Genomic DNA, 22,354 nt, shown 5'->3' with positions numbered 1-22,354 from the left:
TGCAATCCCCCTGTGCTGCTTGCGGATACCCGGCTGTGCCGAGGTGGTCGTACACGCTCTTTCCGAGGTGCTCGAACGCGGCCGTGCCCAAGTGGTCAGGCCCGCGGGGCCGGGGCGCTCACACTTCGAACGCCGCCGGCGCACCGGCCGGCCCGTCGCTCCCGGCGAGCGCCCGGCCGACGGCCTCCGCCTGGTCCCGTACGGTGACCAGGTCGAAGAGCTGCCCCACCCGGACCGCGCCCGGCCACCGCCGCTCCAGCCCCATGTGCAGCTCCACGACCCGGCGCGAGTTGCCGCCCGCCGCGAAGAAGCCGTCGTCGGGTCCGAAGCCGTCGTGCCGCAGCACGTCGGCCCACAGCGCGGCGACCTGCTGTTCCAGCTCGGTGCCGAAGCGCTGCGCGGCGCCGCCGTCCGAAGCGGCGGGCCCGGCCTCCGCGAGCAGCGCGCGCAGGGCGTTCTCGTCGGTCTTGCCCTGGGGCGTCAACGGAACGTCCGCGACCTGGACGAAGCGTTCGGGAACGGCGTGCGCGGCCAGCCGGGACGCGCAGTGCGCCAGCAGCTCGCGGACCGTCGGCCCCTTGGCCCGTGGCCCGGACCAGAACGCCACGAGCGTGGTGTCCATGCGCTCGTCGGGCACCGCCAGGACGTACGCCCGCTCGACCCCGGGGTGGCTCTCCACCACGGCCTCCACGGCGTGCCGTTCGATCCGCGCCCCGCGCACCTTCACCTGTCCGTCCGCACGCCCAGCGAAGGTGATCACACCCGCCGCGTCGGCCCGCGCCAGGTCGCCGGTGCGGTACATCCGGGCGCCGGGGGCACCGGCGTACGGGTCCGCCACGAACCGGCCCGCGGTCTCGGCCGGGCGGTTCGCGTACCCCAGGGCGACCTGCGGGCCGCCGATGTACAGCTCGCCCAGCGCCCCGGCGGGAACGGGCCGCAGGTCGCGGCCGAGGACGTGGATCCGGGTGGCCGGTCCGATGGGACGGCCGATCGGTGCGGCGGTGTCCGCGATGGTGGCTTCGGGGGCGTCCGGTACGTCGTACGCGACGACGCCGACCGTGGCTTCCGTCGGACCGTACTCGTTCCGCAGCCGCGTACCCGGCAGCGTCCTGCGGTGCGCGTCGATCAGCGTGGCGGGGACCGCTTCACCGCCGAGGATCACCCTGCGCAGGTGGCGGTCGGCCCCGGCCAGGTGCGGCAGCATCAGCCGGTAGAAGGACGGCGGCGCGGCGATCTGCCGGGCCTGCCAGGTGGCGATGAGTGCCGCGCTCCGCGCCGCGTCGGGCAGCTCCCGCGCGTCCGGCAGCACGGCCGTACCGCCGGTGCACAGCGCGTGGAAGAGCAGCAGCAGGGACCCGTCCCAGGCCAGCCGGCACGGCGAGAAGGTGGTCACGCCCGGCTCCTCGCCGCGTACGGCCATCAGCTGGGCGAGAGCGCCGCGGCCGACCACGACGGCCTTGGCCGCGCCGGTCGAACCGGCGGTGCCGATGACGTACGCCGGGGCGCTGCCCGGCACCCGGGCCCGTGGCGCGGTCCCGGACGCCGCCGCCCCGGAAGCTGCTGTTCCGTCCGGCCCGGACAGATCGAGCCGGGGCGTACGGGGTGCCACCGCGGCCACCGCTTCCGGGGCGGTCGCGGGGTCGGTGCCGTCGAAGACGACGGCCGCGCAGTCGGTGTCGGCGAGGGCCGTGCGGACCCGTTCGGCAGCCGGACCGGGGGCGTGCGGGTCCGGCTCGATCACGTACCAGGCCACGCCCAGGCGCAGGGCCGCCAGCATGCCGACGACCGTGTGGGCGCTCTGCCGCAGGTGCAGCGCCACGACCTGGCCGGAGCCCGGCCGGACGCCACCGCCGTCGGCAATCCGCTGCGCCAACCGTGCTGCCGATAAGTGCAGTTGCCCGTACGTGAGGCTGTGTGCGCCGACGGCCAGCGCGGTGCGCTCCGGAGCCGTACGCACCTGGTGCTCGAACAGCTCCAGCACGTCCACCACGGCGCGCGCCTCCCCTTCCGTACGGTGGGCACGCGCACCCGTCCGTCCGGATTCCCCCGTGGCCGGCGTCACCGCACCGGCTCCGCGCCTATGTCCACCAGCAGCACGCTCCACGCGGCCACCGGACTCACGTTGATCAGCACCGCGCGGTCCCCTTCACCCAGTTCCCCTCGTTCGAGCGCCGTGTAGAGGTTGAAGAACACGTCGTTCGGGCCCAGGTGCCCGAATTCGCGGAGGTTGTCGCGGCAGGCCGGCAGCACGCCGATGCCGAGGGATTCCTCGGTGAACCCGAAACTGCCGACGGAGAGGTTCTGCGTGACGTATCCGGCGACATCCGTACGGGTCATCCCGTGCCGGGCGAGGAGTTTGTCCAGCAGCGCCGTCAGCCGGTTGCGGGTCTGCACCGCCAACTGGAAGGAATAGACGGCCGGGTCCTGGCAGCGTTCCCGCCACTGCGCGCTGGGCACGTCGCGGAAGTCGACCTCGAAGAGATTCCAGTAGCGGCCGTCGGTCTCCTGGACGGAATCCAGTACCCGCACCGGGCCGGTCCGGGAGAGCAGCAGCGCGCCGCCGCCGTCCCCGTTGACGGTCACCGGGTGGCGGTAGCGGCCCGGGGTCGCGGGGGTGCTGCCGTGCGCGACCAGCACGTGGCCGAGGTCCGGGTCGGCGGCGAGCAGGCCGCGGGCGGTGAGCAGGGCCGGGGCGATGGAGACGCAGCCCAGCCCGCCCACCGAGAAGGTGACCGCGTCCCGGGCGCCGAGCAGTTCCTGTAACCGGGTCGCCTCCGAGCTGAGCAAAGTCTGCGGGGCGCGGGACTCGACGACGACCAGGGCGCGGACTTCCGCCGCGGTCAGTCCGGCGGCGGCCAGCGCGCGCCGTGCGGCGCCGGCGGCCAGGGCGGCCGCGTCCGGTACGTCGTCCGCCCGGATGCGGTCGATGCCCAGTCCGGCGCAGACGCCGCGTTCGGCCGGTGTCAGGTCCGCCAACTCCGGTAACCGGGCGGTGTCCCGGACGGTCTCCGGGAACTGCCAGCCCGCGGCCCGTACGGCCAGCGGAGCCGGGCCTTCAGGAACGCGTGGCACGGTCACCTGCCTTCATCACCCGGAACCCCCCTCGGCACGGCGCGGAGAAGACGCTCGTGGCGTTCGTCCGCACCGTGACGCCTCGCCTCGTGAGCGAATGCTCCGGGGCGGTTTCGCCCGGAAGGAGTATTGATCAGCGCGCCCGGCCGGGTCAATGATCTACGGATTGGTCCGTATCCGCGCCCCGGAAGCGGTCTGCCGTGCTCAGCCGCGCAGCATCTCCGCGGCCCGGAAGGCGAGATCGATGGACTGGCCGTGGTTGAGCCGGGGATCGCAGGCGCTCTCGTACCGCAGCGGCAGGTCCTCCACACCCACCGTGCTGCCGCCGCCCACGCACTCGGTCACATCGCTGCCGGTCAGCTCCACGTGCAGGCCGCCGGCGTGGGTGCCCAGCGCCCGGTGCACCTCGAAGAATCCCTGCACCTCGTCCAGGATCACGTCGAAACGCCGGGTCTTGTGGCCGCTGGGGGTCACATAGGTGTTGCCGTGCATCGGATCGCACACCCACGCCACCCGGGCGCCGTCCGCCACCGCCTTCTCCACCAGCCGCGGCAGCCGGTCGCGCACCCGCTCCGCGCCCATGCGCACCACGAACGTCAGCCGGCCCGGCTCCCGGTCCGGGTCCAGCCGGTCCACGTAGCGCAGCAGGTCGTCGGGGTGCGCGTCCGGGCCGATCTTCACCGCGACCGGGTTGCGGATGCGGCTGAGGAAGTCCAGGTGCGCGCCGTCCGGGTGGCGGGTGCGCTCGCCCACCCAGATCAGGTGCCCGCTGGCGGCGTAGCGCGTCCCGGTCCGGTCGTCGGTGCGGACCAGCGCGTTCTCGTAGTCCAGCAGCAGCCCCTCGTGGCTGACGAAGAACTCGGCGGCGTGCACCTCGTTGGGCGCCACCCCGCACGCGTGCATGAACAGCAGCGACCGCTCGATCTCGTCGGCCAGCTCCTCGTAGCGCCGGCCCGAGGGGGAGTCGCTGACGAAGCCCCGGTTCCAGGCGTGCACCTGGTGCAGGTCCGCGAAACCGCCCTGGGTCAGCGCCCGTACGAGGTTGAGCGTGGTCGTGGAGGCGTCGTAGACCTGCCGCATCCGGCGCGGGTCGGGCCGCCGGGCCGGTGCGCTGAACTCCAGGCCGTTGACCGCGTCGCCCCGGTAGACGGGCAGCGTGACGCCGTCGCGGGTCTCGGTCGGCGCCGAGCGCGGCTTGGCGTACTGCCCGGCCATCCGGCCGACCTTGACCACCGGCACGGACGCCGCGTACGTGAGCACCACGGCCATCTGGAGCAGGGTGCGCAACGTCGCGCCGACCGACCCGGCGGAGGTCTGCCGGAAGGTCTCCGCGCAGTCCCCGCCCTGGAGCAGGAACGCCTCGCCGCGGGCCACCGCCGCCAGCCGGTCCTTCAGCCGGTCGCACTCCTCGGCGAACACCAGCGGCGCGGCGGCGCGCAGTTCGGCGACCACCGCGTCCCGGGCCGCCTCGTCCGGCCACTGCGGCTGCTGCTCCGGCGCCGGCGGGACCGCCGGCGCGGTACGGCTCTTCGGTGCGGATACGTCCATCACGGCCCCCAGAACGGGATCGAATTCGGCAGGTTACGGCGCCTGGTGAACCCGGATACAACCGGCAGGCGGGAGCCGGGTCAAGAAAGGGGCGAGTGGCCCGTACCGGCGCCCGCCAATTGGTCTGGAACGCGTTGCGGGGCGGCTGCTTTCCTTACCGTGCCCCTTCACCCCGCATCCGGGGAAATCCTGGAACCCCTCTGGTGAACCCCTGAGAAACCGAGGAATCATATGCCCGGCACGACACCGGTGGCGCCCGCCGAAAAGGCGCCGGAATACACACCGAAAGCCTGTCCGCCGCGTGCGGACCCCCGATTCTCCGTACGCGTCGCGACGGTGCCGCTGCCCGGTCACGACCCGCTCGCCCTGTACCGCGCGCTGACCGCGGCCGCCGGCCACGGCGAGACGTTCCTGACGGAGAGCCTCGCCGGACCGCGGGCCGACCGCCGGCCCGCCGTGGTCGGGCACGGGCGCCTCGCCGAGATCCGGCTGTTCGCCGGGCACGTCGAGATCGACGGCGCCGGACCGCTGCGCCGCGCGCTGGGCGCCGCCGCCGAGCAGGCCGGGCTCACGCCGGAGGCCCCCGGCCACGGTCCCTACGACCGCTACCGCCTCGCCCGCTCCGACCAGGCCTGGCAGCTGCTGCGGGCGGCCCAGGAGATGTTCCGGGTCGAGCGCGACGCCCCGGGCGGCTACGCCTTCGGCTTCCTCGCCACCCTCGGGTACGAGGCCGCCTGGCACATGGAACCGCTGCCCGCGCGGACCGCCTCGCGGGGCGGCCCGGACGTCACGGCCACGCTCTTCCGGGAGACCGTCTGGTACGACCACGAGGCGGGCACCGCCCGGCTGCTGACCGCCGAGTGCGCGGACTTCCCGCCCGCCGGGGCCGTGGACGTGGCCGCCCTGGCCCGCCGCGCCGCCGACACCACCCCGGGCGCCACCTCGGACGCCGCCGCCTGCCCCGAGGCGCCCGCGCCGCTGTCCGTACGCGACAGCGTGACGCGCGCGGACTTCCTGCGGTGGGCCGGGCAGTGCCTGGAACACATCCGGATCGGCGACATCTACCAGATCCAGATCGGCCACCGCATCGACGTCCGCAGCACCCTGCGCCCCGACCAGGTCTACCAGCGGCTGCGCGCCCGCAACCCCTCGCCGTACATGTACCTGTGCCCGCGCGGCACCGACACCCTCATCGGCGCCAGCCCCGAACTGCACTTCCGCATCGAGCCGGAGGCCGGGGGACCGGACGGGCCCGGGCCGGGTGCGGCGAACGGCGCGCGGATCGTGATGCGCCCGATCGCCGGCACCACCCGCCGCACCGCGGACCCCGAGGAGAACGAGCGCCGTATCGAGGAGATGGTCACCAGCTCCAAGGAGCAGGCCGAGCACGTGATGCTGGTGGACCTGTGCCGCAACGACATCGGCCGGGTGGCCCGCGCCGGATCGCTCGACGAGACCGGACTGATGACGGTGGAGACCTTCTCGCACGTCTTCCACCTGGTCTCGACGGTCAGCGGCCGGCTGGCGCCCGGCGCCGGGGTGTGGGACGCGATGGCCGCCACCTTCCCCGCCGGGACCATGACCGGCGCGCCCAAACTGCGCGCCATGGAGATCATCGACGGGATCGAGGAGGAGCCCCGCGGCATCTACGCCGGGGCCGTCGGCCTGGTCGACGTGGCGGGCTGGGCCGAGTTCGCGCTGTGCATCCGCACGGTCGTCCACGACGGCGAGGTCTACTCCACGCAGAGCTCGGCCGGGATCGTCGCCGAGTCGGCGCCGGAGGCCGAGTGGAACGAGACGCTGGCCAAGATGGCCGCCGCCCACTGGGCGCTGACCGGGAGCGAACTGCTGTGAAGATCCTGCTGGTGGACGCCTACGACAGCTTCGTCCACATCATCGACCAGTACCTGCGCACCCTCGGCGCCCGCACCGAGGTCGTACGGGCCGGTACCCGCACCGCGGACCAGCTGGCCGCCACCGCGCCGGACGCCGTGGTGCTCGGCCCGGGCCCCGGGCACCCCCTCGACTCGGGCCACGTCGAACTGGTGCGGCGCTTCGCCGGGCACACGCCGCTGCTCGGTGTGTGCCTCGGCCACCAGGCCATCGCCCTGGCCTACGGCGGCCGCATCGAGGTGGCCGACCACCTGATGCACGGCCGGACCAGCACCGTCGAGCACGACGGGGAGGGGGTCTTCCGTGGCCTGCCGGACCGTACGGTGGCCACCCGCTACCACTCGCTGGTCGTCTCCCGGCCGCTGCCGGACGAGCTCCGGGAGACCGCGGCCGCCACCGACGACGGGTACGTGATGGGCCTGCGGCACCGCACGCTGCCCGTCGAGGGCGTGCAGTTCCACCCGGAGAGCATCATGACCGACAGCGGTCTGCGGTTCTTCGAGAACTTCCTGGCCGCCGCCGTGGGGTGAGGCCGCTGTCACGCGCAGCGGGAGGGGCGGCGGGCCCCGCCGGTCAGCTCCGTGTACGCGGCCCCGATCTCGCCGAGCGCCTCGGTCAGCCCCGAGCGCGGCACCGCCGCGTACCCCAGCACCAGCGCGGGCCGGGCCCGCCACGGCCGGTCGTGGCAGTAGCGGCCACCGCGCACCAGCACCGACCGCCGCGACACCAGGGCGGTCAGCGCCGCCTCGTCGGTGCGGTGGGGGAGCAGGGCGTAGGCGTGCAGCCCAGCGGCCGAACCGGCGATCCGGGCGTCCGGGAGGAAGGCACGCAGACCCCGCTCCAGGGTCTCCCGGCGGGCCCGGAGCCGGGCCCGCTGGCGCCGCAGATGGCGGTCGAACACGCCGGTGCTCAGCAGCTCCGCGTAAGCGAGCTGGGTGAACACATCGCAACCCAGGTCCCGTTGCGAGCGGACCCGGACCAGCAGTCCGCGCAGCGGAGCGGGCAGCGCGAGCCAGCCCAGCCGCAGGCCGGGCGCCAGCGACTTGCTGGCGGTGCCCGCGTACAGCACCCGGTCGGGCGCCTGCCGCTGGAGCGCCGCCGGGCGGGCGCCGTGCGCCAGCCACAGGTCGCCGTCGTAGTCGTCCTCGACGATCCACCCGTCCACGTCCTGCGCCCAGCGCACCAGCGCCTCCCTGCGCTGCGGGCTCAGCGTGACGCCGGTCGGGAACTGGTGGGCAGGGGTGACCAGGACGGCCCGTACGCCGGTACGGGACAGCGCGTCCACATCGATGCCCTGCGCGTCCACCGGCACCGGCCGGGGCACGATGCCGGCCTCCGCGACGAACTGCCGCTGCTGCGGGTGGCACGGCTCCTCCACACCCAGCTCACCGAGACCCAGCTGCGGCAGCGCCGCACACACCAGGCCGAGCGCCTGGGCGAAGCCGGAGACCACCATGACCGCCTCCGCCGTGGTGTGCACCCCGCGCACCCGGCCCAGGTAGCGGGCCAGTTCACCGCGGAGCGCCGGGGCCCCGGAGACCGGCGGATAGCCCACGTCGTGCCGGTCCGTGCGCTGGACGACCCGCTGGTACGCGGCCAGCCACTCCCGCTGCGGGAAGCCGCCCGAGACCGATCCGGCGCGCAGGTCCCAGCGCACCGACGGGGCGCGGCCCGCGCCGTCCAGCAGGGTGGGGCCCTCGGTCGCCGCGGCCGCCAGGCCCGCCGCGACGCGCGTGCCGGAGCCCTGGAGCGCCTCCAGATAGCCCTCCGCGATCAGCTGCCCGTACGCCTCCACCACCACGCTCCGCGACACGCCCAGGTCCTCGGCGAGCTGCCGGCTGGAGGGCAGGCGGGTGCCGGGGTGCAGCGCGCCGCCGGTGATCTCCTGCCGGAGGCTTCCCTGGATCTGGGCGGTCAGCGGAAGTCCGGAATCCCGGGACACATCGATCAGCGTATTCCAGGTCACCTTTCCGGTTCCCCTTCGCTCTGGGCGCGCTCCGCGGAAATGGTCCGCCGACGGGCACCTCAACTGGTCTGGTTACGGATTTCCGGCGCGCTCACAATGAGAAGCGGCCGGCGGATGGCCCGCGTATTCCGGAAATTGACGGCGGGCAACCGGCTTCGAACGGCGCTCGCCCGGAATTGCCTGGCACGCCGCGCCCATTTCAGCTCGTCTTTCCACTCGTCCCGAGGAGCATTCCGTGACGCAGCCGCAGACGGCCCCCACCTGGCCCGGCGTTCTCGGCACGCTGCTGGCGCGCCGCGACCTGCCGGCCGACAGCACGGCCTGGGCCCTGGACCAGGTCATGACCGGACAGGCAACGGGCGCCCAACTGGCCGGGTTCCTGGTCGCGTTGCGGGCCAAGGGCGAGACCGCTGGCGAGATCACCGGCCTGGTGCGCGCCATGTACGCGCACGCGGTGCCGCTCGACGTGCCCGGCCCCACGCTCGACATCGTCGGCACCGGCGGGGACGGCAGCGACAGCGTCAACGTCTCCACCATGTCGGCCGTCGTGGCGGCGGCGGCCGGGGCCCGGGTCGTCAAGCACGGCAACCGCTCGGCGTCCTCCGCCTGCGGCTCCGCCGATGTGCTGGAGGAGCTGGGCGTGGTCCTCGAACTGGCCCCGGAACACGTCGCGCAGACCGCCGTGGAGGCGGGCATCACCTTCTGCTTCGCGCCCGCGTTCCACCCCGCCGCCCGCCACGCGGGACCCACCCGGCGGGAGCTGGGCGTGCCGACGGTGTTCAACTGCCTCGGCCCGCTGACCAATCCGGCCCGGCCCACCGCCCAGGCGGTCGGGGTGGCCGACCGCCGGATGGCCCCGCTGCTCGCCGAGGTGCTGGCGCGGCGCGGCGGCTCGGCGCTGGTGTTCCGGGGCGACGACGGCATGGACGAACTGACCGTCTCCGCCACCTCGTCGGTGTGGTCGGTCGCCGACGGTGCCGCACGCGCCGAGACCTTCGACCCGCGCGACATCGGCATGGAACTCTCGCCGCGGGAGGCGCTGCGCGGCGGCGACGCGGCGTACAACGCGCAGGTCGCCAGGGACCTGTTCGCCGGGGCGCGAGGGCCGGTGCGCGATGCCGTACTGCTCTCGGCGGCGGCCGGCCTCGCCGCCCTGGCACCCACCGGCGAACCGGTCACCGCGCGGCTCGCCGCCGGGGTACGGCGAGCCGCACACGCCCTGGACTCGGGCGCGGCCCGGGGAGTGCTCCAGCGCTGGACGGAACTCACCGCGAAACTCGCTGCGGAACGCTGAGCGGCGCGGCGCGGGTGGCGAGCAGCGAGGCCACCGCGTCGGCGGGGCTGCCGTGGGTGACCAGGTGCTCGCCGACCAGTACCGCGTCCGCGCCGTGCGCCGCGTAACCGAGCACGTCGTCGGGGCCCCGGACGCCCGACTCGGCGACCTTGACCACATCGTCCGGGATGTGCGGCGCGAGCCGTTCGAAGACCGCCCGGTCGATGCGCAGGGTGCGCAGGTCACGGGCGTTGACGCCGACGACGCGGGCCCCGGCGGACAGCGCCAGGTCCAGTTCGCGCCGGTCGTGCACCTCGACCAGCGGGGTCAGCCCGATGCGCCCGGCCAGGTCGATCAGGTCCACCAGCTCGCCGCGGGACAGCGCCGCCACGATCAGCAGCGCCAGGTCGGCGCCGCACGCCCGCGCCTCCCACAGCTGGTACGGCGTGACGAGGAAGTCCTTGCACAGCACCGGCACGCCGACCCGGGCCCGTACGGCCCGCAGGTCCGCCTGCGTACCGCCGAAGCGCCGCCCTTCGGTGAGCACGCTGACGGCCGCGGCCCCGCCGCTCTCGTACGCCGCGGCGAGGTCGGCCGGGTCCGGCACGTCCGCCAGCGCGCCCTTCGAGGGACTGCGGCGCTTGACCTCGGCGATGACCTGAACGCCCGGCCGCAGCAGGGCTGTCACGGCATCGCGGGTGGGCGGCATCGACCGCACCCGGTGGATCAGCACCTCCAGGCCGGTCTCCCGCTCCCGCCGCCGCATGTCGGCGCGGGCCCCGGCCACGATTTCGTCGAGCACGCTCATCCGCTGTTCTTCCTTCCGGTACGCGGCGGGCGCCGCCGGGTGGGGGCCGGGAGCGGCGCACCGGCCCCCGGCCGTCGGGGCGTCCTCACCGGACGCCGTCCTCGTCGTCCCCGGCCCGCGCGCGGCGCACGGCCGCACCGGCGGCCCGGGCGGCCGCTGCTTCCCCGGTGTCCGCGATGCCCACGCCCCAGTACGAGCGCGAGTCGACCACCAGCTCGCAGAACGCCGTCAGCGCGGCCAGCGGCGCACCGGCGCGCGTCACATCGAGACCGTGCACGTAGCCGTCGAGCCCGGCCGCCTCCAGCGCCCGCTGCCCCACCGCCGCCCAGTCGCCGGTGTCCGCGACGGCCGGGCCGGGTCCGGTCTCCTGGCCGGGGCGTACGTAGCGCTCCTCGAAGTGGCGCCACAGCTCGTCCCCGGTGACCTCGCCGCCGGCGTCCTCGCACACCCGCTGCATCACCGCGGCGAAGTCGATCTGGAGGCGCCGCGGCAGCTCGATGCCGTACCCGGCCCGCAGCAGGTGGGCGATCCCGCCCTTGCCCGACTGGGTGTTGATCCGGATCAGCGCCTGGTAGTCGCGGCCGATGTCCCGCGGGTCGATGGGCAGGTACGGCACGTCCCAGACCCGCTCGCCCGACTCCTCGCGGGCGCGCAGGCCCTTGGCGATGGCGTCCTGGTGCGTACCGGCGAAGGAGGTGTAGACGAAGTCCCCGGCCCACGGGTGGCGGGCGCCGACCGGCAGCTGGGTGCAGTACTCGGCCGCCCGGCGGATGCCGTCGATGCCGGAAAGGTCCAGCATCGGGTCGATGCCCTGCGAGAAGAGGTTCATGGCCAGCGTGACCAGGCAGACGTTGCCGGAGCGCTCGCCGTTGCCGAACAGGGTGCCCTCGACCCGGTCGGCACCGGCCAGCACCGCCAGCTCCGCCGCGGCCACCCCGCTGCCCCGGTCGTTGTGCGGGTGCACGCCGAGGATGGTGCGCTCGCGGTGCGCCAGGTTGCGGTGGGTGTACTCGATCCGGTCCGCGAACTCCTGTGGAGGGAAGCACTCCACCGTGGCGGGCAGGTTGACGCGCAGGGTGTGCCGCGCCCGCGGCGCCCAGAAGTCCAGGACGGAGTTGAGGATCTCCAGCGCGAAGTCCGGCTCGGTGTGGGTCCAGGACTCCGGCGCGTACTGGAGGAAGATGTCCGTGCCCGGTATCGACTCCTGGAGCTTGAGGGCCTGTTCGGCGCCGTCCAGGGCCAGGGCGAGGGTCTGTCTGCGGTCCATGCGGAACACCACCCGGCGCTGGACCGCCGAGGTGGGGTTGAAGACCTGGAGCACCGCGCGCCGGGCCCCCTCCAGCGCCTTGACGGTCCGCTCGATGAAGTCGCCGCGGATCGGCGTCATCACCTGGACGACCACGTCCTCGGGGATGGCGTCGGTCTCGATGAGCCGGCGCAGGAAGTCGTGGTCGTCACGGGACGCGGTGGGGTAGCCCACCTCGATCTCCTTGAACCCCATCGCCACCAGCAGCTCGAACATCCGCATCTTGCGCTCGGGGTCCATCGGGTCGGTCAGCGCCTGGTTGCCGTCGCGCAGGTCCACGCTGCACCACAGCGGCGCCCGCTCGGCGCGGCGCCCCGGCCAGGTCCGGTCGGGCAGCCCGACCGGCTCGTACGGCCGGTACTTGTCCACCGGCATCCCGCCGGGGCGCTGGATTCCGCGGTCGGCGGCGCCCGGGGCTCGGTCCGCGCCGGTCAGGATCGTCGTCATCTCTCCTCCACTGCGGTGCTCGGGACGGGGTGCGTGCGGGGACGGAGGGTCAGCGCGGACCGCGCAGTTCGAGCGTGCAGCACTTGACGCTGCCGCCGCCCTTGAGCAGTTCGGTCAGGCCCGCCCCGATCGGCTGGAAGCCCCGGGCGCGCAGCTGCCCGGCCAGCCCGGTGGCCGCCTCGGGCAGCACCACGTGGTAGCCGTCGCTGACCGCGTTGAGGCCGAACACGGCGGCGTCGCGCGGCGTGGCGAGCACGGCGTCGGGGAAGAGCCGCTCCAGCACCGCGCGGCTGCCCGGGGCGAACGCGGCCGGGTTGTACATGACCTCGTCGTCGTCCAGGACGGCGAGCGCGGTGTCCAGGTGGTAGTAGGCGGGGTCGGTCAGCTCCAGGCCGATGACCGGGCGGCCGAAGAACTCCTGGGCCTCGGCGTGCCCGTCGCGGGAGCTGCGGTAGCCGTGGCCGGCCAGGACGTACCGGCCGGTGACGAGGAAGTCGCCCTCGCCCTCGTTGATGTGCGCCGGGTCGTGCACCTCGGTGAAGCCCTGCTCCCGGAACCAGTCCAGGTACGCGGGGCCTTCCGCGGCGCGCTCGGCGTTGCGGAAGCGGGCGCCGAGGACCTTGCCGTCGATCACGGTCGCGCCGTTGGCGGCATAGACCATGTCGGGCAGGCCGGCCACCGGCTCGATGCACTCCACGGTGTGCCCGAGGGAGAGGTAGAGGTCGCGCAGGCTCTCCCACTGGGCCACCGCCAGCCCGGTGTCCACCGGCTTGGCCGGGTCCATCCACGGGTTGATGGCGTAGGTGACGTCGAAGTGGCTGGGGCGGCACATCAGATAGCGACGTGGCCTGGGGGTGCGGGTGCGCGTGGTTGCGCTCATGACTGAGGTGTCTCCTGTTGCTGGAGGGGCGCGCGGGGGTGCGCGCGGAGGGGGCTGTACGGGGGTGCGCGGGGATGGCGCGGAGGGGGTCAGCCGGCCGGCCAGACGCCGAACCGGCGGTTCCCGTACAGCAGCGGGGGCTCGTCGGTCGGCCCGGAGATCCGCCGGACCTCGCCGAAGACCATCCGCTGCCCGCCGACGCGGACGGACTGGCGGACCCGGCAGTCGGCCACCGCGTGGGCGTCCCGGGACAGGTGCGGTCCCGCGGCGTCCTCGGGGGTGTGCCACGGCGTGCTCTCGAAGCGGTCCGGCGCGCCGGAGGCGAACAGCTCGGCGGTCGCCTGCCCCTTGTGGTGCAGCAGGTTCACGGCGAAGGACCCGCTGAGCATGACCGCGCGCAGGGTGGGGCTCTCCAGGCGCATGCCGACCAGCAGCGTGGGCGGGTCCAGGGTGACGCTGCACAGGGAGGAGCAGGTCATGCCCCAGGGCCTGCCCTGGGCGTCGATGGCCGTGACGACGGCGACCCCGCTGGGGAAGCCCGCCATGAAGTCGCGGAATCCGGTGGGAGTGCTGACCTGGCTGATGGGGGTGACGAGTTCCACGTGACTCACCGCTCGACTGGGTGGAGGGAGTGGCCCGCGGCCTCCGGGATGCGCTCCGGACCGCCGCGGCCGGCGGCCCACAGCAGCGGGCCGGCCAGCGCCGTCGTGACGAGTGCCATGACGACGAGTGCGAGGTAGAGGGCGGGCGTCAGGATGCCCGCCTGGTAGCCGATCTGGAGGAAGGTGATCTCCGTCAGGCCACGGGTGTTGAGCAGCGCCGCGAGCCGCAGGCTGGTACGGGTGTCCTGGCCGCCGGCCCGGGCGCCGAGGTAGGAGCCGGTCAGCTTGCCGGCCATGGCCAGGGCGATGGCCAGGGCCGTCGCCTGCCAGGAGAAGAGCCCGGCGGGGCCGCCGCCGAGACCCGCGCCGGTCAGGACGAACAGCAGCGGCAGCGCGGTCCTGCCCCACTGCCCGACGGTACGGGCGGCCCGCGTCCAGGGGCCGGTGCCGCCGTCCGCGGGCAGGGCCAGCGCGACCAGGACGGCGCCCAGTACATCGGTCAGGCCCAGGCCGGCGGTGAGCAGCGACGCCGCCACCGTCGTCAGCGCCACCAGCGCGGTGGGTACCGCCGCCCGCGCCCGGCGGGCCAGGGCGCGGGCGGCGGGCAGCCCGCCGAGCCGGCGCAGGCCCCAGGCCAGCAGCAGCCCGATGGTGAACACCAGCGCCGGGGTGGCCTGTCCGCCGCCGGTGGCCAGGCCGACGGCCACCGCCAGCAGGGCCCAGTTGACCGCGTCCATGGCCACCGCGGCGGCCATCGCCAGCCGTCCGGTGCGGGTGTGCAGCATCCCGCGGTCCTGGAGGACCCCGGCGAGCACCGGGACCGCGGTCACCGACAGCGCGCCCGCCAGCATCAGCACGAACGCGGTGGCCGGCGCCGTACCGCGCAGCGCGGGATCACCCCCGACGAGGATCCAGACGGCCAGCAGCGTGCCGCAGGCCATCGGCAGGAGCGCGGACCCGGCCGCCGTCCAGGCCACCGCGCGGCCGGCCGGTCTGCCGGCGCCGCCGCGGATCTCCTGCACGGCGCCGACGACGAAGAGCGCGAGCGACAGGTGGCCCGTCTTCTCCAGCACCGGCCAGCCCGCGGTGGTCCCGTCGCCCCAGCCGAGCCGACCGGCCAGCAGGGCCCCGAGGAGCAGGCAGGCCATGATCTCTCCGACGACGGCGGGCTGGCCCAGCAGGCGGGCGGCCCGCCTGCCGAGCCACCCGGCCGGTGCCACGGACGCCACCAGCACCACGGCCGGGACGTACGTCAGCGCCTCCACGGCTCCTCCTTCGACGCGGCAGCAATGGTTCGGCTCGTGGTCAATGCATCTGGGCCAGGTACTCGTACTGGCTCGGCAGGCGCTTCGCGAGCTCCTGCGACTGGGCGCGCAGCAGCTTGAACTCCGCCTGCGCCGCCGAGTCGTCCATCAGGGCCAGCGCGGGCGGGGCCTTGAGGTCGACACCGCCGAGACCGAGCAGCATCGAGTGGTACGAATACGGCTCGAAGCCGTGGTAATTCGGGAAGATCGATTCGGTGGTGGGGAGCTTGGACCGCCACGTTTCCAGGCGCTCGGCCAGACCGTCCGGAAGGGCGCGGGTCTTGGCGTCCTTCCAGTACTGGTTGTCGTTGCGGCCGGCGCCCCGGTAGTGCATCACCAGGAATTCCCGTACACCGTCGATCGTGTTTCCGATGGCACGGTTGTAGGAATCGCGGAGCTGCGGGTTCCAGTCGGCGCCCGGGAAATGCTTGACGAGCTGCTCGATGCCCTGCTGGATGAAGAAGATGCCGGTCGACTCCAGCGGCTCCACGAATCCGCTGGCGAGCCCGACGGCCACGCAGTTGTTGACCCAGGCGTTGCGGCTGCGGCCGATCCGCATACGGATGTGGTTGGCCTCCACGTCCTTGGCGTCCGGACCGACGAACTCGCGCAGGGTGCGCTCGGCCTCCTCCGGGGTGGTGTAGTCGCTCGCGTACACATAGCCGGTGCCGATCCGCCCGAAGAGCGGAATGGTCCAGATCCACCCGGCGTCCTGCGCGGTGGCCGTGGTGCACGGGCGCAGCCCGCGCTTCTCCATGTCGACCGGCACCCGCAGGGCCACCGCCCGGTCGTTGGGCAGCGTGTCCTGGAAGGAGGTGACGGGCTCCTCCAGCGCCTCGTTCAGCAGCAGGCCCTTGAAGCCGGTGCAGTCGATGAACAGGTCGGCGGTGACGTCCCCGTGCTCACGGGTCCGCAGGTGGCTGATCCAGCCGCGGTCGTCCCGGGCGACCTCCACGACGTCGTCCTCGATGTGCCGCACCCCGCGCTCGGCGGAGTACGCGCAGAGATAGTCGGCCAGCAGGCTGGCGTCGAACTGGTAGGCGTACGGGAACTGGGTGTCCTGCTCGGAGAGGGTGCTGCGCTCCGGCTTCCGGCCCTTCGCGTCGCCCTGCTCCTTGAAGTCCTGCTCGAAGAGGGTCCCGTCCAGGTAGCGGGGGGACCGCTCGGCATCGCAGATCGCCGACATCAGGAACACGTCCTGGTCGAACCGCTCGCTGCCCTCCGGCTTGCGGTGCAGCCACCAGTCGGTGAGCGGGAACCCGTCGACGACCCGCAGCCGCTCGAAGGGGTGGTAGAAGTAGCTGCCCTTGCGGTGCCAGTTCTCGAAGCGGATGCCGAGCTTGTACGTGGCGTTGCACTTCGGCATCCACACGTGCTCCGGCAGCCCCAGGTAATCGAAGAAGTGGCGCACCGTGCTGAAGGTCGCCTCGCCGACCCCGATCGTCTTGATCCGCTTGGATTCCAGCACCGTGACCGAAATGCGGTCGCCGAACGCAGCCTTCAAATACGATGCGCTCATCCAGCCGGAGGTGCCTCCACCGACGATGACGACGTTTGTGAGCACTGAGGCCCTCCCGTGTGAAGTCGAGTACCCGGCGAAGGAATCGGTCGCCGGCACCGTCGGAATCCTTCAGCAGACCGCGAGATCAGGACAAGCTTTTAAGGCTCGGTGGAAACCTGCACTCCAGGTGCCCGAAAGGGCGGTGCGCGGCGGCGGATTGCGGAAAACGGCAGCACTCCGGACGGCGCCGCAATTCGCTCGGTGCGGCGCCGCCCGGAGTGCGTCATTCAGTTCTCGCTCAATGTGCCGGCATTCGGGTGCCGACTGTGCTGTGCGCCCTGTTCTCAGGCCCCGGTGCGCAGGTACCGGTGCAGCACCGTGATGACCTGCGCGCGCTGCTCGGCCAGGAAGAAGTGCCCGCCGGGGAAGGTGTGCAGATGGAACTCCTTGCCGGCCACGCCCTCCCACCGCCGCACCCGCGCCACGCTGACGCTGGTGTCCCGCTCGCCGGCGAGCGCGATGACCGAGGCGTCGACCGGGGGCGTCTCGCGCGGGCTGTAGGAGTCGATCAGGAAATAGTCGTTGCGCAGGATCGGCAGCACCATCTCCCGGATCTCCGGGTCGTCGAAGACGCTCATCTGCGTGCCGCCGTGCGTCTCGACCTCGCGCAGGATGGCGTCGTCGGACAGCGCCGTGGCGGGCTCCCGGCCGATCCGCTCGTCCGGGGCCGCCTGGCCGGAGACGAACAGCCGGTCCACGCGCAGACCGTCCGCCGCCAGGGCGCGGACCGTCTCGTACCCGATCAGCGCTCCCATGCTGTGGCCGAACAGCACCGTCTCGACCTCCGGCCGCGCCGTCTCCAGCACGGCCCCGGCGACGGCCCCGACCAGCGCCTCCGGGTCGGTGAGGAATGGTTCGCCGACCCGTTCCTCCCGGCCGGGGTACTGGACGATCTGCAACTCGACGCCGCAGTCCAGGTGCTGGGCCCAGCGCCGGTAGAAGCTGGCGCTGCCGCCGGCGTGCGGCAGGCAGACCAGCCGGGTTCCCGCGGCGGGACGCTTGGCGGGGGTCACCAGCCACGGGTGGGGAGTCGTCATGAGGCGTCTTCCTGTCGTGTGAACTGTCGTGTCAAGGGGCCGGAGCGGGTCAGACGCACGAGCGCACCAGCTCCCTGAGGCCGTCGGCGACCGTCCGCAGCAGACCGGCGACCACCGCCGCGTCGTGCCGGGCGGGGGAGTAGGCGCAGCTCAGGTCGAGCCGGCCGTTCTCGACCGCGGCGGCGATCTCCAGCTCGTACAGCCGCCGTTCGGCCGGTTCGTGGTCGTGACCGCCGTGGTCGAGGTGGCGCGCCACCAGGGCGTCGCCGTCGGGGAGCTGGCCGTCCCACTGCCCGAGGTAGTTGAAGGCGATCCGCGCGTGGGCGGGCGGCAGGGCCGGTCCGCCTGGACCCGTACCGGACGTCAGGTGGCGCAGCGCGCCGTACCCGATCCCGTGCCGGGGCAGCGTGCGCAGCCGGCGCTTGACGGCGCGTACGGCGTCCTTGGGCGCCGCGTCCTTGGGCACGTCGAGCGCGACGGGGTAGATGGTGGTGAACCAGCCGACGGTGGCGCTGAGGTCCACACCGTCCAGGATGTCCTCCCGGCCGTGCCCCTCCAGGTCCACGAGCGTCGGCCCGGTGCCGTCCCAGCCGCTGAGCGCCTGGCCGAGCACGGCCAGCAGCACTTCGTCCACCTTGGCCCGCAGCACGCCCGGCACCCGCCGCAGCAGCACCTCGGTGTCGGCCGCGTCGAGACCGTCGTGCACGGTGCGGCGCCCGGCGAAGGTGCCGGTGTCCTCCGGTGGACCGTCGGCCACGGGAAGGCCCTGCCAGTAGGCCAGTTCGTCGTCGAACCCGCCGGTGGCGGTGTGCTCGCGCAGCCGGTGCGCCCACTGCCCGAAGGAGGTGCTGCGCGGACCCAGGTCGGCGTCCTGTCCGGCGGCGAGCCGGGTGTACGCCCGGCGCAGGTCGTCCAGCAGCACGCGCCAGGACACCCCGTCCACGACCAAGTGGTGCACGGTCAAGAACAGTTGGAGGGAGCGTCCGGGGCCGCGGTCGAAGAGGACGGCCCGTACCAGCGGTCCGTCGGTCAGGTGCAGCCCGCGCTGCGCGGCGACGGTCTCCTCCTCGGTCCGCGCGTCCGCGCCCGCCTCGTCCAGGCCGGCCAGGTCCACCTGCCGGAAGTGCCAGCGTCCGTCCGCCTCGGCACCGATCTCCTGCCGCCAGCCCCCGTTCTCGTACAGGAAGCGGGTCCGCAGAGCGTCGTGGCGTTCCATGAGCAGCCCCAGCGCGCGGCGCAGCGCCTCGACGTCGGCCCCGGGGACCAGCTCCAGCAGCACCGACTGGTTGAAGTGGTGCGGGTTGACGGTGTGGTGGGCGAAGAACCAGTGCTGTACCGGGGTCAGTGGCACCGGCCCGGTCCGGTGGGCATCGTCGTCGGTGCCGTCCGCGGCGTCCTCGGCACGCGCCACCCGGGCGAGCCCGGCGACGGTCTTGAACCGGAACAGCTCCTTGGTGGTGATCCGCAGCCCGACCTGCCGGGCGCGCGTGACGACCTGGGTGGACAGGATCGAGTCACCGCCCAGTGCGAAGAAGTCGTCGTCCGCGCCCACCTCCCCGACGCCCAGCACGGACGCGAAGACCTCGGCCAGCGCGGTCTCCACCGGGCCGCTGGGCCGCGTCACCGGTCGCCCGTCGCCCGGCTGCTCCTCCGGGAGGGCGGCCCGGTCCACCTTGCCGTTGGTGGTCAGCGGCAGCTCCGGCAGTACGGTCAGGGTGCTCGGCACCATGAAGGCAGGCAGTTCGCCGGACAGCAGCTCGTGCACCTCCGCCGCCAGCGACGTGCCCTCGCCGGACGCCGGTACGACGTAGCCCGCCAGCCGCTTGCCGCGCGGGCCCGAGCGCACCACGACCGCCGCCTGGGACACCTGCGGGTGGCGCGCCATCGCGGCCTCGATCTCGCCCGGCTCGATCCGGAAGCCGCGGATCTTGACCTGGTCGTCCACCCGCCCGCGGAAGTCCAGCTTCCCGTCGGGCAGCCAGGCGGCCAGGTCCCCGGTCCGGTAGAGCCGGGCCTCGGGGGCGTCATCGAAGGGGTGCGCGACGAAGCGCCGCGCGGTGAGGTCGGGGCGCCCCAGGTAGCCGGCGGCGACCTGGGCGCCGCCGAGGTGGATCTCACCGGTCACCCCGGTGGGCACCGGGTTGCCGAAGGCGTCCAGGACGTACACCTCGACGTTGGGCAGCGGGCGCCCGATCGGCAGGCGGTCCGCCGCGTCGGCGCGCTCGGTCCCGTCGCCCTCGTACATGGTGGCGCCGACGCTGTTCTCGGTCGGCCCGTAGCCGTTGATGAAGCGGTGGGCCCGCGACCACGTACGGGCCAGGTCGGCGGGGCAGCGGTCGCCCACCGCGAGGATCACCGACCCGCCGGGCAGCGCCCGCGGTTCCACCGCGGCCAGCGCGGCCGGGGGCAGGCTGAGCACCGTGGGCCGCCCGTCGGCCAGCCGGGTGATCTGCGCGGAGCCGAGCGCCTCGGCCGGGTCGTCCGGCAGCGCCAGCACGGCGCCCGAGGCGAGGCCGGTGAACGTCTCCCAGACCGCGCCGTCGAAGCTCGGCGCGGACAGCTGGCACACCGTCATGCCCGGCCCCACGTCCAGCTTCCGCCGGGACGTGTCGATCATGTTGGCCAGGCCCCCGTGCCGCAGCAGCACGCCCTTGGGCGTACCGGTGGAGCCCGAGGTGTAGATGATGTAGGCCAGGTCCGCCGGGTCCGTACGGGCGGTGTCCGGCTCGGTGGCGTCGTACGCGGCGAGCCGGGACCGTTCGGCGTCGACGGCGAGCGTCCGTACCCCGCCGTCGGCGAACCCGTCGAGCAGCGCGGTCCCGGTCAGCACCAGGGACGCGCCGGTCTCGGTGAGCATCAGGGCCCGGCGGGCGGCCGGGAAGGCCGGGTGCAGCGGCAGGAACGCGGCACCGGCCTTCAGCACGGCGAGCGTGGCCAGCACCTGGTCGGGGCCGCGCTCGCAGCACACGCCGACCACGTCCCCGGGCCGGACGCCCTCGGTGCCCAGGCGGCGGGCCAGCCGGTTGGCCCCGGCGTCCAGCTCCCCGTACGTCAGCCGCCGGTCCCCGCAGCGCACCGCGACCGCGTCGGGGCGCTCGGCGGCGCGGCGGGCCACCATGGCGTGCACCGGCCCGGCCTCGGCGGGCGGCAGCGGGTTGCGGGCCCAGCCGCGGGTCAGCCGCTCGTGCTCGGCCGGGCTCAGCAGGCCGAGCCGCCCCATGCGGGAGTCCGGCGCCTCGGCCACCGACCGGAGCAGGTTCACCAGGTGGCCGGACATCCGGTGCACCGTCTCCGCGTCGAAGAGGTCCGCGCTGTACTCGGCCGCCGCCCACAGCGTGCCGCCGGGCCGCTCCTCGAAGGCCCAGACGAGGTCGAAGCCGGTGCTGGCCTGGGGGAGCTGCAGCACCTCCACCGTCAGCCCGGACAGCTCCAGTGTCGCCTCGGGCATGTTCTGGAGGACGACCAGGACCTGGGCCAGCGGCATCCGGCTCGGGTCGCGGTCCGGCTGCACCGCGTCCACGATCTGCTCGAACGGCACCTCCTCGTGACTGAAGGCGGTCAGCACGGTCTCGCGGGTGCGCAGCAGGAACTCCCGGAAGGACAGGTCCAGTTCGACCTGGCCGCGCAGCACGAGCGTGTTGAGGAAGCAGCCGATCAGCTCGTCCAGTTCGCCGCTGCCGCCGCGGCCGGCCACCGGCGTGCCGACGGCGATGTCCTCCTGGCGGGAGTAGCGGGCCAGCAGCAGCTGGGCCGCGGCGGTCAGCGTCATGAAGAGGGTGGTGCCGGTCTGCGCGGTCAGCGTGCGCAGGCCCGCGACCACGTCGGCGGGCACCTCGAAGAGGTGCGCGCCGCCCGCCCCCGACAGCACCGGGGGCCGCGGCCGGTCGGTGGGCAGCTGGAGCGGGGCGACCCCGTCCAGCTGCTGCTTCCAGTACGCGAGCGAGTCGTCCAGGGCGCCGCCCGACATCCGCTCCCGCTGCCGTACGGCGAAGTCCGCGTACTGCACGGAGGCGGGCGCGACGTGCGGGTCGCCGCCGGAGAGCGCGGTGTCGTACGCCTCACCGAGCTGCCGGGTGAACAGTCCCAGCGACCAGCCGTCGTGAATGATGTGGTGGAGACTCAGCACCAGCACGTGGTCCTGCTCGCCCGCCCGTACCAGCAGGGTCCGCAGCAGCGGACCGGTCCGCAGGTCGAACGGGCGGGCGCTCTCCCGCTCCACCGCCGTACGCAGATCCTGCTCGCGTTCGAGAGGATCGGCGCAGGTCAGCTCCGTCACCGGCAGGTCGATGGGGACCAGCGCGTGCGGGATCTGCACGGGTGTCCCGTCGACGGAGTCGAAGGTGGTGCGCAGCGACTCGTGGCGGGCCACCACCGCGTTCACCGCCCGGTGCAGCGCGGAGGTGTCCAGCGTGCCGCGCAGCCGGAGCGCGAAGCAGGAGTTGTAGCCGACCGCCAGCGGGTCGAACTCCTGGAGGAACCACATGCGTTGCTGGGCGAAGGACATGGGCAGCGGGCCGCCGCGCGGCACCGGGCGGACCGCGTCGGCCTCGGGGGCCTCGTCGGTCCCGGCGGCGCCGGAGAGCCTGCTGCGCAGCAGCGCCTGCAGGTGCTCGGGCAGCGCCGCTATGCGTTCCTCATGCGAGGGGGACATCGGGTG

15 protein-coding genes are annotated in these 22,354 nt (G+C 73.8%); 3 read left to right on the top strand and 12 right to left on the bottom strand.

Annotated features, from left to right (window positions below):
* Positions 1 to 118 precede the first annotated feature (118 nt).
* From IH45_RS0111880 to IH45_RS0111870, 3 genes are all read right to left on the bottom strand, one after another.
* Positions 119 to 2,062, bottom strand: coding sequence for a non-ribosomal peptide synthetase (locus IH45_RS0111880; RefSeq protein ID WP_234440511.1), 1,944 nt, complete (start codon positions 2,060 to 2,062; stop codon positions 119 to 121).
* Complete coding sequence (locus IH45_RS0111875) at positions 2,059 to 3,078, bottom strand: beta-ketoacyl-[acyl-carrier-protein] synthase family protein (protein ID WP_078897476.1); 1,020 nt, start codon at positions 3,076 to 3,078, stop codon at positions 2,059 to 2,061. Before IH45_RS0111875 ends, IH45_RS0111880 begins: the two co-directional genes overlap by 4 nt.
* A 198-nt stretch (positions 3,079 to 3,276) precedes the next feature.
* On the bottom strand, positions 3,277 to 4,620 hold the full coding sequence (locus IH45_RS0111870; RefSeq protein ID WP_030665763.1) for a class II 3-deoxy-7-phosphoheptulonate synthase: 1,344 nt from the start codon (positions 4,618 to 4,620) through the stop codon (positions 3,277 to 3,279).
* 231 nt (positions 4,621 to 4,851) lie between these two features.
* On the opposite strand from IH45_RS0111870, the gene IH45_RS0111865 reads away from it, so the two are divergent.
* Together IH45_RS0111865 and IH45_RS0111860 are read left to right on the top strand one after the other, a co-directional pair.
* Positions 4,852 to 6,474, top strand: coding sequence for an anthranilate synthase component I family protein (locus tag IH45_RS0111865; protein WP_030665757.1), 1,623 nt, complete (start codon positions 4,852 to 4,854; stop codon positions 6,472 to 6,474).
* On the top strand, positions 6,471 to 7,043 hold the full coding sequence (locus IH45_RS0111860; protein WP_030665753.1) for an anthranilate synthase component II: 573 nt from the start codon (positions 6,471 to 6,473) through the stop codon (positions 7,041 to 7,043). The genes IH45_RS0111865 and IH45_RS0111860 overlap by 4 nt, the downstream gene beginning before the upstream one ends.
* Positions 7,044 to 7,051: 8 nt before the next feature.
* Here the strand turns inward: IH45_RS0111860 and pdxR are convergent, their stop codons facing one another.
* On the bottom strand, positions 7,052 to 8,479 hold the full coding sequence (pdxR, locus tag IH45_RS0111855; protein ID WP_030665751.1) for a MocR-like pyridoxine biosynthesis transcription factor PdxR: 1,428 nt from the start codon (positions 8,477 to 8,479) through the stop codon (positions 7,052 to 7,054).
* Positions 8,480 to 8,714: 235 nt separating this feature from the next.
* Here pdxR and trpD point away from each other — a divergent pair, with 235 nt between their 5' ends.
* Positions 8,715 to 9,773 (top strand): anthranilate phosphoribosyltransferase, encoded by a 1,059-nt coding sequence (gene trpD / locus IH45_RS0111850; protein WP_030665748.1) that lies wholly within the window; start codon positions 8,715 to 8,717, stop codon positions 9,771 to 9,773.
* On the opposite strand, the gene trpC is transcribed toward trpD, so the two are convergent.
* The 8 genes from trpC to IH45_RS1000000145190 all read right to left on the bottom strand — a co-directional run bounded on the left by trpC (position 9,745) and on the right by IH45_RS1000000145190 (position 22,348).
* A complete protein-coding gene (trpC, locus tag IH45_RS0111845; RefSeq protein WP_107058624.1) occupies positions 9,745 to 10,560 on the bottom strand; it encodes an indole-3-glycerol phosphate synthase TrpC in 816 nt (271 codons plus the stop codon). The two genes, trpD and trpC, sit on opposite strands and share 29 nt — an antisense overlap.
* 85 nt (positions 10,561 to 10,645) lie before the next feature.
* Positions 10,646 to 12,313, bottom strand: a complete 1,668-nt coding sequence (locus tag IH45_RS0111840; RefSeq protein ID WP_234440510.1) for a 2-isopropylmalate synthase — start codon at positions 12,311 to 12,313, stop codon at positions 10,646 to 10,648.
* Positions 12,314 to 12,362: 49 nt separating this feature from the next.
* Complete coding sequence (ddaH, locus tag IH45_RS0111835) at positions 12,363 to 13,193, bottom strand: dimethylargininase (protein ID WP_078897474.1); 831 nt, start codon at positions 13,191 to 13,193, stop codon at positions 12,363 to 12,365.
* 89 nt (positions 13,194 to 13,282) lie between these two features.
* Positions 13,283 to 13,804, bottom strand: coding sequence for a flavin reductase family protein (locus IH45_RS0111830; RefSeq protein ID WP_324607934.1), 522 nt, complete (start codon positions 13,802 to 13,804; stop codon positions 13,283 to 13,285).
* Positions 13,801 to 15,060, bottom strand: coding sequence for a cation:proton antiporter (locus IH45_RS0111825; protein ID WP_030665737.1), 1,260 nt, complete (start codon positions 15,058 to 15,060; stop codon positions 13,801 to 13,803). Before IH45_RS0111825 ends, IH45_RS0111830 begins: the two co-directional genes overlap by 4 nt.
* Positions 15,061 to 15,100: 40 nt before the next feature.
* Positions 15,101 to 16,663: a tryptophan halogenase family protein gene (locus IH45_RS0111820; RefSeq protein WP_030665736.1), complete on the bottom strand. Its 1,563-nt coding sequence runs from the start codon at positions 16,661 to 16,663 to the stop codon at positions 15,101 to 15,103.
* A 281-nt stretch (positions 16,664 to 16,944) separates the two neighbouring features.
* The gene (locus IH45_RS0111815) at positions 16,945 to 17,697 is read right to left on the bottom strand and encodes a thioesterase II family protein (protein WP_050514750.1); all 753 of its coding nucleotides are present in this window, start codon (positions 17,695 to 17,697) and stop codon (positions 16,945 to 16,947) included.
* 49 nt (positions 17,698 to 17,746) lie between these two features.
* Positions 17,747 to 22,348, bottom strand: coding sequence for a non-ribosomal peptide synthetase (locus IH45_RS1000000145190; RefSeq protein ID WP_050514749.1), 4,602 nt, complete (start codon positions 22,346 to 22,348; stop codon positions 17,747 to 17,749).
* Positions 22,349 to 22,354 lie beyond the last annotated feature (6 nt).

The sequence above is a fragment of the Streptomyces rimosus subsp. rimosus genome, from assembly GCF_000720725.1.
GTDB classification, from domain to species: domain Bacteria; phylum Actinomycetota; class Actinomycetes; order Streptomycetales; family Streptomycetaceae; genus Streptomyces; species Streptomyces rimosus_A.
This window is presented reverse-complemented; position numbering and strand designations above follow the sequence as displayed.

Bases quoted from the DNA above. Each gene is read 5' to 3' on its own strand.
- IH45_RS0111870 (WP_030665763.1), bottom strand. From the start codon at position 4,620: ATGGACGTATCCGCACCGAAGAGCCGTACCGCGCCGGCGGTCCCGCCG.
- IH45_RS0111865 (WP_030665757.1), top strand. From the start codon at position 4,852: ATGCCCGGCACGACACCGGTGGCGCCCGCCGAAAAGGCGCCGGAATAC.
- trpC (WP_107058624.1), bottom strand. From the start codon at position 10,560: ATGAGCGTGCTCGACGAAATCGTGGCCGGGGCCCGCGCCGACATGCGG.
- IH45_RS0111840 (WP_234440510.1), bottom strand. From the start codon at position 12,313: ATGACGACGATCCTGACCGGCGCGGACCGAGCCCCGGGCGCCGCCGAC.
- ddaH (WP_078897474.1), bottom strand. From the start codon at position 13,193: ATGAGCGCAACCACGCGCACCCGCACCCCCAGGCCACGTCGCTATCTG.
- IH45_RS0111815 (WP_050514750.1), bottom strand. From the start codon at position 17,697: ATGACGACTCCCCACCCGTGGCTGGTGACCCCCGCCAAGCGTCCCGCC.
- IH45_RS1000000145190 (WP_050514749.1), bottom strand. From the start codon at position 22,348: ATGTCCCCCTCGCATGAGGAACGCATAGCGGCGCTGCCCGAGCACCTG.